Origin of the sequence: Tepidiforma sp. (assembly GCF_034432735.1) — a bacterium.
GTDB lineage: Bacteria > Chloroflexota > Dehalococcoidia > Tepidiformales > Tepidiformaceae > Tepidiforma.
This window is the reverse complement of record NZ_DAOUBJ010000037.1, coordinates 34,197-47,739: the sequence shown is the minus strand read 5'-3', so window position 1 is coordinate 47,739 and position 13,543 is coordinate 34,197. Positions and strand designations below refer to the sequence as shown.

Below are 13,543 nucleotides of genomic sequence, written 5' to 3'. Positions count from 1 at the left end.
ATTTCAACCGGGTGCCGATGGAGGAGAGTGCGTGACGCAGCCGTGACTCGGGTTACCAGCGCGCGACCGGCTTCGAGCGTGTGCGGAAGAGTTCCGACACTGCGAGCGCTACGTCGGTGATAACGGTCGTGGTCCCGGCCTCCCAGAGTCGGTCGAGCGTGCTTTCCAGCGGATCACGTTCCGAGAGGGTCCAGGCGGCCAGCGCGACCTCCGATTTCGCCAGAACGTCTCCGAGGCGAACGCCCAATTCGGCCATTCGGAGGATAGTCCCGATGTCGACCATCCATTCGACGGCAGCCGGGACCAGGCCCTGCAGTTCTTCGATGCGCGCTCGAAGGTACTCCTTGGCGCTGGCATGGGGGTTCAGCGCCAGGGGCGAATCATCCCAGAAACCGTGAAGGCCTCGCTGTCGCGGGTAGGGAGCCTGCCGCTTGGCGCCGGTGTAATTCAGGAAGAGCGTGGGGTCGAACGCCACCGGAACGCGCGACAGTCTCCGAAGGTTCCACGGGGACTGCGATCCGACGATGACACGGTCGCGAAGCGGCTCTAGGGCGTCTTCGAGACGACGCACCCTCGCCGGAGTGATCGGGCGGCTGAGCTTCAGGTCGACCTGGAGGATGGTGCTGCTGGAACGCAGCAGTTCGACGACATCCTCGAGGAAGCAGAGCGGCTCACCGGTGGCCCTGAACTGGATCGCGTTCAGGGCGACGGCCGTGTGCAGTCCGACCGCACCCGAGCCGGTCGTCAGACGGTCGAGCTCGGCATCGTGGAAGCAGACCATCGCATCGTCGGCCGTGAACCGAACGTCCACCTCGAGACGGGGCACGCGGGCTTCGATGCATTCGCGCACAGCTCCCAGGCTGTTTGGCGCGTGGTGGCCGCTCAAGGTCGCGGAATGACAACAGAAGACCCGTCGACGTCCATTGACGTCCGGGAGCAGTGACTCACGCAACCCATCGTCATCCGCTGCCATGGACAAATCCTACGCGCAACCCGATTAACGCACGAGTGAAATTGGAGTGGCGCGCATTCCCGATGCTAGACCCGGCCGGGGCACCGCGATAAGGTAAAAGCTGGCAGTAGTGGAGGGGTCGCGCAGTTGCCGCGACGCGAAAGGCCCGTGATATACTCCCGCGCGTCCTGAGGGGGCCGCTAGCTCAACTGGCAGAGCAGCTGACTCTTAATCAGCCGGTTGGAGGTTCGAGTCCTCCGCGGCTCACCAGCTCCCTGTACGATACGACGGCCGGGTAGCCCACAGGCCGCCGGGGCACTTCGTGGGGAAGTGTCGGAATCGGCAGACGAGCATGACTTAGGATCATGTGCCGCAAGGCGTAGGAGTTCGAGTCTCCTCTTCCCCACCACTCGAACCCCGTCGGCGGCCAATTCCGGTCCGGCCGGGCGCGAAAGGAGAAGGGATGCCGCTACTCGAGGTCAAAGACCTGCGCACGTACTTCTACACACAGGAAGGCGTCGTCAAAGCCGTCGACGGCACCTCCTACGTGGTCGAGGAAGGCGAAACGCTCGGGCTGGTGGGTGAATCCGGCTGTGGAAAGAGCGTTTCGGCGCTCTCGATCCTTCGCCTGATTCCCCAGCCGCCGGGGAAGATCGTCTCGGGTGAAATCATCTTCAAGGGGCGCGACCTGCTGAAGCTCGACGAGGATGAGATCCGGAAGATCCGCGGTAACGAAATCGCGATGGTCTTCCAGGAGCCGATGACGTCGCTGAATCCCGTTTTGACCATCGGGCGCCAGCTCACGGAGACGCTCGAGCTCCACATGGATCTTCACGGTCAGGCTGCCCGCAATCGGGCGGCGGAGCTCTTGGAGATGGTCGGCATTCCCGAGGCGAAGCGGCGCCTCGACGATTATCCGCACCAGTTCTCCGGCGGAATGCGGCAGCGCGTCATGATCGCGATGGCGATGAGCTGCAACCCGAAGCTGCTGCTGGCTGACGAGCCGACGACCGCGTTGGACGTGACGATTCAGGCGCAGATCCTCGAGGTGATGAACCGGCTGAGCCGCGAGTTCGGCACGGCGGTGATCATCATCACGCACAACCTCGGGGTGGTGGCTCGTTACGCCGATAGGGTGAACGTGATGTACGCGGGACGCGTGATCGAAACGGCGTCGGCCGTCGAGCTCTACCGCAATCCGAAGCACCCGTACACCGTTGGCCTGCTCAACTCGGTGCCGCGACTCGACGAAACCCGGAAAGAGAAGCTGGTGCCGATCGAAGGCCTCCCGCCCGACCTGGCCCACCTGCCGCCGGGCTGCCCCTTCTATCCTCGCTGTGCATGGCGAGTCGATCTCTGCCGGGAGGAGTATCCACCTTTCAACCTGGTGGGCGAAAAGCACTATGCCGCCTGCTGGGAATCTGAACGTGTCCGCCGGGAGGTACCAGTTGGCGCAGCAAACTAGTTCCACCGCGCGACCTGGTCGCGCCGCTTTGGGCGAGACTCTCGTCAAGGTCGACGGGCTCCACGTCTACTTCCCGGTGACCTCCGGCATCATCTTTCAGCGCAAGGTGGCCGATGTCCGGGCCGTCGACGATATCTCCTTCGAGATTCGGCGCGGCGAAACCCTCGGGCTCGTGGGAGAATCGGGCTGTGGAAAGAGCACGACGGGCAAGGCCATTCTCCAGCTCACGCGCCCGACCTCGGGTTCCGTCCTGTTCGATGGCACCGACCTCACGAGGGTGAAGGGCAGCGAGCTGCGGCGGTTCCGCCGGCGCATGCAAATGATCTTTCAGGACCCGTACGCGAGCCTCAATCCGCGCATGTCCGTTGGAAGCATCATCAGCGAGCCGTTGACCATCCACAAGCTCGCGAACGGGAAGGAGAAGAAGGAGCGCGTCCAGCAGCTGCTCCAGACCGTCGGGCTGAACCCGTACTTCGCGAACCGATTCCCGCACGAATTCTCGGGCGGACAGCGCCAGCGAATTGGCATCGCCCGGGCTCTTGCGGTAGAGCCGGATTTCATCGTGTGCGACGAGCCTGTTTCAGCGCTGGACGTTTCTATCCAGGCGCAGATCATCAATCTCCTTCAGGACCTCCAGGATCAGTTCGGGCTGACGTACCTGTTCATCGCCCACGACCTTTCCGTCGTCCGCCACATTTCGGACCGCGTGGGCGTGATGTACCTCGGCCACTTGATGGAACTGACGGACCGCGATTCGATTTTCGAGAATCCGCTCCACCCGTACACGAAGGCACTTCTTTCGGCGGTGCCGATTCCGGACCCGGACGTCGAGCGGAAGCGGGAACGCATCATCCTCTTCGGCGATGTGCCGAGCCCGCTCCGGCCGCCCCCGGGGTGCGTGTTCCATACGCGCTGTCCTATTGCAATCGACGAGTGCCGGGCTCGCCGGCCGGACTGGCGGAATGTCGGCACACCCGACCGCGAGCACTGGGTCTGGTGCCATCGCGTGTAGTCCCAGTCGCGCGGGAAACGATGTCGAACGAAAGAGGGGCCTCCCGGCGGAGGCCCCTCTTGGTTCGCTCGAGCAGGCCCTTGCTCAGACGATGGCCGGTTGCAGGGCGCGGTTGACCTTCGGCAGCACTTCGCGGGCAAGCAGCTCCATCGACTGGCGCCACGGCTCGGGGTTGTCGGCGTAGTCGAAGCCGAGGACGAGGAGGGTGCCGAACCCCCCGACCTGCTGGTTCATCTCGAGGAGCTTCTCGGTCACGGTTTCGACCGAGCCGACCAGCCAGCCGTGGTCGACGAAGTATTCCGGCGTCAGGTCCGCTTCGGTGACCGATGGGTCGTCAGTCATCCACTGGACGAAGTCGAAGGCTTTGAAGAGTGGAAGGAGATAGGTTCCCTCCTGTCTGCCCATATTGCCCTCGAGGCACCACCTCCGCGCCTGTGCGTCGGTCTCCGCGACGAACACCTCTCGCACGACACGCCAGCTGGCGCGGTCGCACGTCCGACCGGCCGCCTGCGCGGCCTCCTCGTACACTTCCCAGTGCGTTTTGATGTAGTGGGGGCTCAGGTTGAGGCTCATGGGGATGAATCCCCGTTCGCCGGCCAATTTGAGCGTATCCGAACGCGGACTGAGGCCGGCGATGCCGATCGGCGGGTGCGGCTTCTGGAACGGCTCGAGGTGGTGGTAGAGGAGGCCGTCGACCATCGGTGGCGGCACGTGAACGGTCCAGTATCGTCCCTCGTATCGCATCTCTCCCTTGGCCTCCCAGATGCGGAGGATGATGTCGAGGGCCTCAGCGGTCATCCGGCGGTTTTCGCCGGACATCCCATCGACATCGAAGAGCTGCCAATCCGAGGGGAGGCCGCTCGAGCCGACGCCGAACATGAAGCGCCCCTGAGCGAGGTGATCGAGGTAGGCGACGCGGGCGGCGAGTTCCGCCGGGTGATGGTATGGCAGAAGATGGGCGCCTGGGGCAAGCTTGATTCGCGAGGTTTGCAGCAGTGCTTGGGCGATGAGCAAGTCGGGCGCTGGTACCGGCTCCCAGATTGCGGTGAAGTGCTCGCCGATCCAGGCCTCGGCGAAGCCGAGTTCATCGGCCCACCGAATCATTTGCAGATCCCATTGCGCGCCGTCGTATGGCCGGCGCTCGGGCGGATGGGTTGGCATCATGAACAGACCGAGTTCCATGGTCACCTCCGGCCGGGAGCATACAGAACGATAGGCGTATTCGATTGCGGGTATGGTGACTTTTTGACAAAGGTCAAGGGGTTGCGGTCGGTACCGGACCGGGAGCTGTCGCGGTGGGCTGCGGCGTGCCCGGTGTCGGCGTCGGGGACGGCGACGCGGTGCCGGGTGGGGACGGCGTCGGGCTGACTCGCGGCGTTGGACTGACGGCCGGGCTCGGGGACTGACCGGGTGTGGGCTGAGGCGTGGGACTGGGCGACGGGACAGCCGTGGGGACCGCAGTCGGCTCGGGCGCGCTCGTGGGAACTGGAGTCGGTACCGGCGTTGGGGAGCCGCTCCCTCCGCCCTCCGAGACGATCGCGGCGAGGAGTACGGCGGCCCCGACCGCGAAGAGGAGGACCCCGACGATGGCCAAGGCGGTGAACCAGCCCGTCGCCGTGCTCCGCCGGGGCGCATGCGCCCGTGCTCGTGGCACACGTGCCGTCGTCTGCCTCCGCAGCTGTGGGGGCCGGCCGGGCGGTGCTGTTATCGGTGCTGTCGGCGTCTGGCCCAGTGGGATGTTGGCGAGTGCTCGGCTAAAGGCCCGCAAGTCCGGGAACCGGTCGGACGGCTCGAGTGCGAGCGCCCTGCCGAGGACGGCTTCGAGCTGGGACGAACTTCCGGGGGCAAAACGTCGCAAGGAAGGGGGCGGCGCGGCCAGTCGCTGGCCGGCAACGACTGCGGGGGAGGCCCCGGACCAGGGCAAACGACCGGCGGCAGCCTCGTAAAGGGTGAGCGCGAGGGCGTACTGGTCGGAGGCGGGCGATGGAGTGCTTCCCTGGATCACTTCCGGCGCGAGGTAGGCAATCGTCCCTAAGAGGTCGTTCGCCATGGCCGGGGAGAGCGTCCGTCCGAGGGTCTCCGCCACCCCGAAGTCAGCCAATTTTGCAACACCATGTTCGTTGACGAGGATGTTCTCCGGCTTGACGTCGGCATGGATAACACCGAGGCCATGGGCGTAGGCGAGGGCGTCGGCGATTTGCCGACCGAGCCGGACTACCTCCCGTTCCGTGAGGCGGCCATGGGTTGCGATCAGCTGGCGAAGGGTATAGCCGTGGACGTATTCCGTAACGATATAGCGCCGGCCTTCATGTTCGCCGGCATCGTGAACGGCGACGATGTTCGGGTGTTGCAAGCGAGCGACCACGCGCGCCTCGCGCTCGAAGGCTGCGACCGCCTCCGGGTCGATAGCCGCCGTTAGGGAAGCATGCAGAGCCTTGAGCGCGACCCAGCGTTCGAGCCTGAGATCCTCGGCGAGCCACACTTCGGCCATCCCGCCCGTTCCGAGCAAGCGCTCGAGGCGGTATCGTCCATCCACGATGTTCGCTGCGCTGAGCGTCAGATGACCCTCCAGGAAGCGCTGACGAGGGAACGAGCCGCAGAGGCTGCATTGCTAGCGGGCCCGATCGCAATGCTAGCCCTGGGATGGCGCGCGCTAGCCGAGGCGAATTTTGCGGTGCCCGACGGCATGATTCGCATCGTAGCGCAGGCGGCGCTTTGCGTGTTCGCGATGCACCTCCTCGCTCGCGCGATCGTTCCGCGCGCGCGTCCCGAGATTCTGCCGCTCGTGGGCCTGCTGGCCTGCACGGGACTGGTTTTCGTGACGAGGCTCGCTCCGAGCGCCGCGGACCAACAGGCCAACTGGCTCGCTGTCGGCACGGTCGCGCTCGGGCTTGGTATGGTCGCTGGGCGCCAACCTCGGCGTCTGAAGCAGCTTACGTACACGAGCGGGCTTCTCGCGGTGCTCACCCTCGTCGCGACGGGGCTATTTGGACAAACGATCAACGGCGCGCGGCTCTGGGTGAGCCTTGCGGGCCAGTCCGTTCAGACGACGGAATTCATCAAGGCGTTTCTCATTCTCTTTCTCGCGGGGTATCTCACGGACGCCGGAGGAGTCCTCGCCATGCCGAGCGGCCGATTCGCTGGCATTTCGGTTCCTGGCGCCGCGTACGTGCTCCCGCTTGCGCTCGTCCTCGCGGGCGCGGTCGCCGCGCTCGCGCTGCTTCGTGACCTCGGGTCCATCGCCATCCTGCTGACGTTGGCAATAGCCCTGTTGTATGTTGCTACCGGTCGACTTCGTTTCGCGGTGGCCGGCTTCGCTCTCGTGCTGGCGACCGGTGTCATCGGTTACGTCGCTTTCGGCCACGTCCAGGCCCGTGTCGATGCCTGGATCGACCCGCTAGCGGACCCGACGGGAAGTGGGTATCAATCGCTGCAGGCGACCTACGCCGTCAACGCTGGGGGTGTCACGGGGACTGGGGTTGGCCGGGGAATGCCAACGGTCGTCCCGGCAGCATCGACCGATTACATTTACACCGCTGTCGCGGAGGAGCTCGGCCTCGCCGGCGCGACTGGGGTCGCGCTCGTATTTCTTGTTCTGATTCACGCGGGGATGCGCGTGGCGGCGGAAGCCCCCACGACTTACGACCGCTACCTGGCTGCCGCGATTGCGCTCCTGATGGGCATTCAAGCGGCGGTGATCATCGGTGGCAATCTTCGCCTCATCCCGACGACCGGCATCACCCTGCCCTTCGTCAGTTACGGCGGGTCGAGCCTCGTCGTGAATCTCGGACTGGTGGGGGTTTTGCTCGGAATCTCGCACGCGAGCCGAAAGCGCCCCGCCTGAGCCGACGTGTCAGAGTCGAACCATCCGAACGTTGTAGATTCCGTCGATCGCCTCGACCTGCCGCAGCTGGTCGGCGGTCGGCTCTTCGTCGACGGCAATGAACATGAGGGCCCGCCCGCGACGGGTCCTTCGGCCGACCTGCATGGACTGAATATTGATGTCGAACTCACCGAGCAGGGTCCCGACTCTGCCGATCATTCCGGGCCGGTCTTCGTTTCCGCAGACGATGATGCACATGCCGCGTTCCGGCGCGAGGTCGATGTCGAGCCCGTTGATCATGACGATGCGGGGCTGGCCGCGCTCGACCGTTCCGGCGACGGTGACTTCGTCTTCCGAAGTTTTGACCCGGACGCTTACCAAGTTCATGAACACCTCGTGGGACGCGCGGGTGACTTCACGGATGTCCCAACCTCGGCTGGCCGCGATGAGGTGTGCGTTGACGATGTTGACGTTTTCTTCGCTGATGGGGCGGAGGAGGCCGCGGACGATGGCAGCACGGAGGGGCGTTGTGTCGTGCTCGGTGATTTCACCGTAGTACTCGACCTCGATGGATTCGAGCTTTCCGGTCACGAGCTGGGTAGCCACCATGCCGATTTGTTCGGCCATCCCCATGTAGGGGGCAACTACCTGGAGCGTTTCGGGGGCAAGGAGCGGGGCGTTGACGGCGTATCGCGCTGGTCTGCCCTGAAGCACATCGACGATCTGTTCCGCGACGTCGATCGCCACCCGTTCCTGGGCTTCGGCGGTCGATGCTCCAAGGTGGGGGGTGGTGATGATCCGAGGGTCACCGAGCAAGGGGTTGTCGGGCGGCGGCGGCTCGCTGGTAAAGACATCGACGGCCGCACCGGCGACCTTGCCGGAACGGACGGCGTCCGCGAGCGCCGTCTCGTCGATGATCCCTCCGCGCGCCACGTTGATGATGCGCACCCCATCTTTCATCCGGGCAATTTCGGCGGCGCCGATCATCCCCTGCGTCGCTGCCGTCAGCGGTGGATGGACCGAGATGAAGTCGGAAAGGATCAACAACTGTTCGAAATCCACCGATTCGACACCGAGCGCACGTGCGCGTTCGACCGGCACGAAAGGGTCGACCGCGAGTACGCGCATTTCCAAGGCAGTTGCGCGCCGTGCCACTTCGGAGCCAATTTTGCCGAGGCCGATGATGCCGAGTGTTTTCCCCCGCACCTCGGTGCCGATGTAGCTCTTACGGTCCCACTTGCCCGCCCTCATCGAAGCGTCGGCTTGCGGGATGTGGCGCGCGAGTGCCAAAAGGAGCGCGATAGTGTGCTCGGCAGCTGCCACAGTGTTGCCCTGCGGTGCGTTGACGACGACGATGCCGCGTTCGGTGGCAGCATCGAGGTCGATGTTGTCGACTCCGACGCCAGCTCGACCGACGACCTGCAGACGTTCCGCGGCCTCGATCACCGGCCGCGTCACCTTCGTTTCGCTCCGGACGACGAGTGCGTCATAGCTGGGAATGGTCGCGATGAGAGAATCCTGCGGTAGGCCGGTCTTGACATCGACCTCGGCAACACGTCGAAGCAGCTCGATGCCTTCCGGGGCAACGGGATCGGCGATGAGCACGCGGGGGCGAACGGATGCGGTCATGGGCTGCAGCTTCTCCTTCAGGGTAGCGAGCGCCAGTTCGATGGCCGGGGGAATGCGCGTTTTTCCGGATTCCCAGCGGCTGATGGTGCCCTGGTCGACTCCAAGCGCTTCGGCGAGCGCGCTCTGTGAGAGGCCGAGGGCGGCACGTTCGGCGACGAATCGTTCGGGCGTCATCGCGCTATGCAGTATGCATGACACAAGCCCACCTATGCAAACTGCATAGGTGGGCTTGCAAGTGAGAATGTACGTCCTAGACTCGCGCGACCGCTTCAGCGAGTAGCTTTTCCACCACGTCGAGCGCTTCAGCGACTTCCTGCTGGTGCACCCAGCCGAGGTGTCCGACTCGGAAGATTTTTCCTTCGAGCTTGCCCTGACCGCCGCCCAGGACGATGCCGAATTCCTCGCGAGCCCGGCGGGCGATGGACTTCCCATCGACTCCCTCGGGCCACCAAACCGCGGTGACGGTGTTCGAGGCGAATCGTTCATCGACCGGAACGAGCTTCAGCCCCATAGCCTTGACGCGCTCGCGGGTGTAGGTGCCGATGGCTTCGTGGCGGGCGAAGATGCGCTCGAGGCCCTCGGCTCGCATGAGTTCGAACGCCTTGTCGAGCGCGTAATACACCGACAAAGCAGGCGTCCAGGGATTCTGGAGCTTGGCGAGGGAGTCCCTCGTCTTGGCTGCATCGAAGTAGAAGCGCGGCATTTTGGCGTGGGCGTTCGCCGCCCACGCCCGCTCGCTCATGTACACGAATGCCAACCCCGGCGGGACCATCCACCCCTTCTGGGATCCGCTCACCACAACGTCGAGGCCCCATTTTTCGACCGGGCACGGGACCGAGCTCATGCTGCTGACCGCATCGACGAGGATAAGTCGGTCGCGCGCACGGACTTCGCGGGCGATAGCTTCGAGGGGATTGGTGACGCCGGTCGAGGTTTCATTGTGCGTGACGAGCACAGCCTTGATGGAGGGGTCGTCATCGAGCATGCGACCGACGACCGCCGGGTCGGCCGCCTCGCCCCACTCGGTTGCGTAGCTGACCACGTCGGCTCCGTAGGCCTTTGCGATGGACTTGAATCGGTCGCCGAACGAACCGATCGAAACCGAAAGCACGCGGTCTCCCGGGCTGAGTGTGTTGACCACTGCAACCTCGAGTCCTCCGGTTCCCGATGTCGTGAAGGACAGCACGTCGGACGAGCTTTCGAAGACCCAGTTCAGCCCGTCGGTGACGCGTCGCAAAATTTGCGCGAATTCGGGGCCGCGGTGGTTCATCATCTGCCGCGCGCTGGCAGCGAGGACCTCCTCCGGGCAAGGCGTTGGGCCAGGGATCCGCAGGTTCACAGTCGTCTCCGGGAAGTGGTGTTCTCCATCGTCAGCGGTCATCGGCGATGGGTCAATCGAAGATGCTCCCCGCGCCCAACAGGAGATTCGATACTTGCGCTATCATCTCCGGAATTGGTGTCGCACATGACGCAATGGTGTTCGGGAGTTGACCCGCAGTTGGCCTCCGGCATATAGTCCGGCGAAAGTTACGGATTTCACAACCCCTGCCATGGCGCTCGAAATCCCTGAAGTCGTTATCAATCGCCTGCCGGTGTACGCCCGCGCACTGGCAGACCTGGCTGCGCGGGGGGAAACGGTGGTCAGTTCGCAAGCGCTGGGGGAGCTTCTGGACGTGACCCCGGCCCAAATTCGCAAGGATTTGAGTTACTTCGGGCGGTTCGGTAAGCAGGGACGGGGCTACAACGTCAACGGTCTGCTGGCGAAACTGCGCGAAATCTTGGGTATCGACCGGCAGTGGCGGGTTTGTCTGGTCGGGGTAGGGCGCTTGGGTCAGGCGATCGCGGAGTACGGCGGATTCCGTCCCCAGGGCTTCCAAATCGTTGCCGCGTTCGACGCGAACCCGGAGATCGTCGGGCGACAAGTCGGAGGGGTGAGCGTCCGCCACATCGACGAGCTAGACGACTATCTGCGCGCGCACCGAGTCGACATCGGAATCGTCGCGGTGCCTGCACGAGAGGCGCAGTCGGTGGTCGACCGTCTCGTCAACGCTGGTATCAAGGCGATCCTCAATTACGCACCGATCACCGCCCACGTGCCCCGCGACGTGGTAATCCGACACATCGATCCGGTCATTGCCATGCAGAGCATGACGTTCTACATCAAGCGGAGCGAGACTCCGGCTGCGAAGTGAAGCTGCGAGCGTCTTTTCAACACGGAGTCCGCCTCCAGCGGGCTTCTAGCATCGTGGGTCTGAGTTGGGCCCCCGACGTACGGCATAGCGGTCTCATCGCTGTTCGGCTTGCGGGAACATGCCGACGAGGTTTTCTTCTTCCGTCGGGAGGCTTCGCTTGATGACGTCGAGGTGGTCCAATGCGATGCCAGCCCCGATCGCAACGCACTCCAGGGGGTTGTCGGCGACGTAGCATGGCACGCCGGTCTCTTGCGTAAGCAGTTCGTCGAGGTGCCGCAACAGGGCGCCTCCGCCGGTGAGAACGATGCCGCGGTCGATGACATCGGCCGCGAGTTCGGGTGGGGTTTTTTCGAGCACCGCTCGGACCGTCTGTACGATCGTGCCGAGGCAATCTTGAATGGCCTGGGCTACCTCGGTGGACGTCAGGGATATCGTTTTCGGGAGTCCGCTCAACTGGTCTCTGCCCCGCACCTGCGTGGCGAGCCCTTCGTCGATCGGAAGCGCGCTGCCGATGGCGATCTTGATTTCTTCGGCGGTTTTTTCGCCGATGATGAGGTTATGTCGTCTACGCACGTAGGCGATGATCGCCTCGTCGATGCGGTCGCCGGCCATCCGTACCGACTCGGAAACGACGATGCCATAAAGGGAAATCACGGCCGCTTCGGTCCGGCCGCCGCCGATGTTGACGATCATGTTGCCGCGAGCGGTGCCAATGGGGATGCGGGCACCGATGGCTGCGGCGAGGGGTTCGGGGACGAGGTGGGCAGGCTTGCGCGCCCCAGCCTGCTCGGCGGCGTCGCGCACGGCACGCTGCTCGACGCTGGTGACGCCGGCCGGCACGGTGACCATCACTTCGGGCCGGATGAGGTTGAAGCGACCGGTGACCAACCCGATGAAGTAGCGGAGCATCGCCTCGGTGGTGAGGTAGTCGGCGATCACGCCATCGCGCATCGGGCGGATGACGCTGATGGAGCCTGGAGTCCGGCCTTGCATTGCGCGGGCCTCGTTACCGACCGCGACGATCGCATTGTCTCGGTTGTGCCTGGCGACCACGCTCGGTTCGTTGACGACGATCCCCTGGCCCTTGACGTAGACGAGGATGTTCGCCGTGCCGAGGTCGATGCCAACTTTTTTCGGGACGAGGAACTCGAAGGCCATCAGGCGCGCTCCACCTCGACGCCCATGGTACGCAACTTCTCGTCGAGCCGTTCATAGCCACGATCGAGGTGGTAGATATCGTCGATGACCGTTGTGCCCTGCGCGACCATTGCGGCGAGCAAGACGGCGGCGCCCGCCCGGACATCGAGCGCCCTCACTCTTGTGCCGTGAAGGGGGGTGGGCCCGGAAACGATCGCCGAGGAGCCGGTGGACACGATTTCGGCGCCCATCTTGCGCAGTTCGCTCACGTACAGCATGCGGTTGTCGAACACGCGCTCATGGATGATGGATACGCCGTTCGCCTGGGTGAGCAGCGCCCCGAACGGTGCGTGCAAATCGGTAGCCAGGCCGGGGTAGGGGAGCGCCTGGAAGCTGACGGCTCGGATTGGCTGGCTTCCTCGAACGCGCATTCCTTCGGGTCCTGTGGTGATGGTTGCGCCTGTCGCGCGCAGCTTGTGGAGCAATGCGTCCATCACCTCCCAGGGCGCCTCTTCGACGAGGAGCTCCCCACCCGTCATGACGGCGGCGATGGCCCATGTTCCCGCTTCGATTCGATCGGGCATGATTCGAGCCCGTGTGGCGCGGAGGTGGTCGACGCCATCGACCTCGAGGATTTGGCTCCCGATGCCGGTGATGCGTGCTCCCATGGCGTTGAGCAGGTGACAAAGCTCCTGCACTTCCGGCTCGGTGGCGGCGTTGACGATGGTCGTGTGGCCGTGCGCGAGCACCGCGGCCATCATGACATTTTGTGTACCCGAGACCGAAGGATAGTCCATAAAGACTCGAGTTCCCGTGAGCCCCTCCGGCGCCCGCGCCACGAAGCGTTCCCCTTCGCGGGTGATGGTTGCCCCCATCGCTTCGAAGCCCGAGAGGTGGACATCGATGGGCCGTTGTCCGATGACGTCTCCGCCGGGCGGGGCGGAGGCCGCGAATCCGTGACGTCCGAGCAGCGGGCCCATCACTTGGAACGAGGCACGATTCTCGCTGATGAGTTCGGTCGGGGCTTCGTAGGTGTTGACTTTGGCCGCGTTCAGCAACAACGCGCCGTCGGGCAGGCGTTCGACCTTGGCCCCGAGGCTCCGCAAGAGGTCGGCGAGGGACTCGACGTCCGTGATGAAGGGGACGTTCTCGAGGATGACGTCTTCGTCGGTGAGGAGGGCGGCGCACATCGCCGCGAGCGCGTGGTTCTTCGCTCCGGAGACTCGGACGCTTCCGTGGATGACGGCTTCACCTCGGACGATATAGCGTCCACCGCGCACTCTTGTGGTCATGTCGTAGGCCAGTCTATGGTCTGGCTGCTGAACATGCGACC

At 64.4% G+C, this 13,543-nt stretch carries 11 protein-coding genes and 2 tRNA genes; 6 read left to right on the top strand and 7 right to left on the bottom strand.

The genetic code is table 11. The features are described from left to right. Positions 1-52: 52 nt before the first annotated feature. Complete coding sequence (locus VAE53_RS03805) at positions 53-973, bottom strand: glycerophosphodiester phosphodiesterase family protein (RefSeq protein WP_322818037.1); 921 nt, start codon at positions 971-973, stop codon at positions 53-55. 173 nt (positions 974-1,146) lie between these two features. On the opposite strand from VAE53_RS03805, the gene VAE53_RS03800 reads away from it, so the two are divergent. From VAE53_RS03800 to VAE53_RS03785, 4 genes are all read left to right on the top strand, one after another. Further along, a tRNA-Lys gene (locus tag VAE53_RS03800) sits at positions 1,147-1,222 on the top strand. A 54-nt stretch (positions 1,223-1,276) separates the two neighbouring features. After that, positions 1,277-1,361, top strand: a tRNA-Leu gene (locus tag VAE53_RS03795). 54 nt (positions 1,362-1,415) lie between these two features. Continuing rightward, the gene (locus VAE53_RS03790) at positions 1,416-2,417 is read left to right on the top strand and encodes an ABC transporter ATP-binding protein (RefSeq protein ID WP_322818036.1); all 1,002 of its coding nucleotides are present in this window, start codon (positions 1,416-1,418) and stop codon (positions 2,415-2,417) included. 28 nt (positions 2,418-2,445) lie between these two features. Next, the gene (locus VAE53_RS03785; protein ID WP_322818035.1) at positions 2,446-3,429 is read left to right on the top strand and encodes a dipeptide ABC transporter ATP-binding protein; all 984 of its coding nucleotides are present in this window, start codon (positions 2,446-2,448) and stop codon (positions 3,427-3,429) included. Positions 3,430-3,513: 84 nt separating this feature from the next. Here VAE53_RS03785 and VAE53_RS03780 read toward each other — a convergent pair whose 3' ends face one another. Together VAE53_RS03780 and VAE53_RS13160 are read right to left on the bottom strand one after the other, a co-directional pair. Next, positions 3,514-4,611, bottom strand: coding sequence for an LLM class flavin-dependent oxidoreductase (locus VAE53_RS03780; RefSeq protein WP_322818034.1), 1,098 nt, complete (start codon positions 4,609-4,611; stop codon positions 3,514-3,516). Positions 4,612-4,684: 73 nt separating this feature from the next. After that, entirely contained in the window at positions 4,685-5,920 is a 1,236-nt protein-coding gene (locus VAE53_RS13160; RefSeq protein WP_369294022.1) for a serine/threonine-protein kinase, read from the bottom strand. Between VAE53_RS13160 and VAE53_RS03770 the strand changes: the two genes are divergently transcribed. Then, positions 5,855-7,273 (top strand): FtsW/RodA/SpoVE family cell cycle protein, encoded by a 1,419-nt coding sequence (locus VAE53_RS03770; protein ID WP_322818032.1) that lies wholly within the window; start codon positions 5,855-5,857, stop codon positions 7,271-7,273. The two genes, VAE53_RS13160 and VAE53_RS03770, sit on opposite strands and share 66 nt — an antisense overlap. A gap of 9 nt (positions 7,274-7,282) precedes the next feature. Here VAE53_RS03770 and serA read toward each other — a convergent pair whose 3' ends face one another. Together serA and VAE53_RS03760 are read right to left on the bottom strand one after the other, a co-directional pair. Continuing rightward, positions 7,283-9,055 (bottom strand): phosphoglycerate dehydrogenase, encoded by a 1,773-nt coding sequence (gene serA / locus VAE53_RS03765; RefSeq protein WP_322818031.1) that lies wholly within the window; start codon positions 9,053-9,055, stop codon positions 7,283-7,285. A 76-nt stretch (positions 9,056-9,131) separates the two neighbouring features. Continuing rightward, a complete protein-coding gene (locus tag VAE53_RS03760; RefSeq protein WP_322818030.1) occupies positions 9,132-10,262 on the bottom strand; it encodes an alanine--glyoxylate aminotransferase family protein in 1,131 nt (376 codons plus the stop codon). Between the two features lie 169 nt (positions 10,263-10,431). Here VAE53_RS03760 and VAE53_RS03755 point away from each other — a divergent pair, with 169 nt between their 5' ends. Then, positions 10,432-11,073: a redox-sensing transcriptional repressor Rex gene (locus tag VAE53_RS03755; RefSeq protein ID WP_322818029.1), complete on the top strand. Its 642-nt coding sequence runs from the start codon at positions 10,432-10,434 to the stop codon at positions 11,071-11,073. A 93-nt stretch (positions 11,074-11,166) separates the two neighbouring features. On the opposite strand, the gene VAE53_RS03750 is transcribed toward VAE53_RS03755, so the two are convergent. Both VAE53_RS03750 and murA read right to left on the bottom strand, forming a co-directional pair. Then, complete coding sequence (locus VAE53_RS03750; RefSeq protein WP_322818028.1) at positions 11,167-12,231, bottom strand: rod shape-determining protein; 1,065 nt, start codon at positions 12,229-12,231, stop codon at positions 11,167-11,169. Continuing rightward, positions 12,231-13,502: a UDP-N-acetylglucosamine 1-carboxyvinyltransferase gene (gene murA, locus VAE53_RS03745; protein WP_322818027.1), complete on the bottom strand. Its 1,272-nt coding sequence runs from the start codon at positions 13,500-13,502 to the stop codon at positions 12,231-12,233. The genes VAE53_RS03750 and murA overlap by 1 nt, the downstream gene beginning before the upstream one ends. Positions 13,503-13,543: the final 41 nt, after the last annotated feature.

Excerpts from the sequence above, each read along its gene's own strand:
- VAE53_RS03805 (WP_322818037.1), bottom strand. The coding sequence starts at position 973 with ATGGCAGCGGATGACGATGGGTTGCGTGAGTCACTGCTCCCGGACGTC.
- VAE53_RS03790 (WP_322818036.1), top strand. The coding sequence starts at position 1,416 with ATGCCGCTACTCGAGGTCAAAGACCTGCGCACGTACTTCTACACACAG.
- VAE53_RS03780 (WP_322818034.1), bottom strand. The coding sequence starts at position 4,611 with ATGGAACTCGGTCTGTTCATGATGCCAACCCATCCGCCCGAGCGCCGG.
- VAE53_RS03770 (WP_322818032.1), top strand. The coding sequence starts at position 5,855 with ATGCAGAGCCTTGAGCGCGACCCAGCGTTCGAGCCTGAGATCCTCGGC.
- VAE53_RS13160 (WP_369294022.1), bottom strand. The coding sequence starts at position 5,920 with ATGGCCGAAGTGTGGCTCGCCGAGGATCTCAGGCTCGAACGCTGGGTC.
- serA (WP_322818031.1), bottom strand. The coding sequence starts at position 9,055 with ATGACGCCCGAACGATTCGTCGCCGAACGTGCCGCCCTCGGCCTCTCA.
- VAE53_RS03760 (WP_322818030.1), bottom strand. The coding sequence starts at position 10,262 with ATGACCGCTGACGATGGAGAACACCACTTCCCGGAGACGACTGTGAAC.
- VAE53_RS03755 (WP_322818029.1), top strand. The coding sequence starts at position 10,432 with ATGGCGCTCGAAATCCCTGAAGTCGTTATCAATCGCCTGCCGGTGTAC.
- VAE53_RS03750 (WP_322818028.1), bottom strand. The coding sequence starts at position 12,231 with ATGGCCTTCGAGTTCCTCGTCCCGAAAAAAGTTGGCATCGACCTCGGC.
- murA (WP_322818027.1), bottom strand. The coding sequence starts at position 13,502 with ATGACCACAAGAGTGCGCGGTGGACGCTATATCGTCCGAGGTGAAGCC.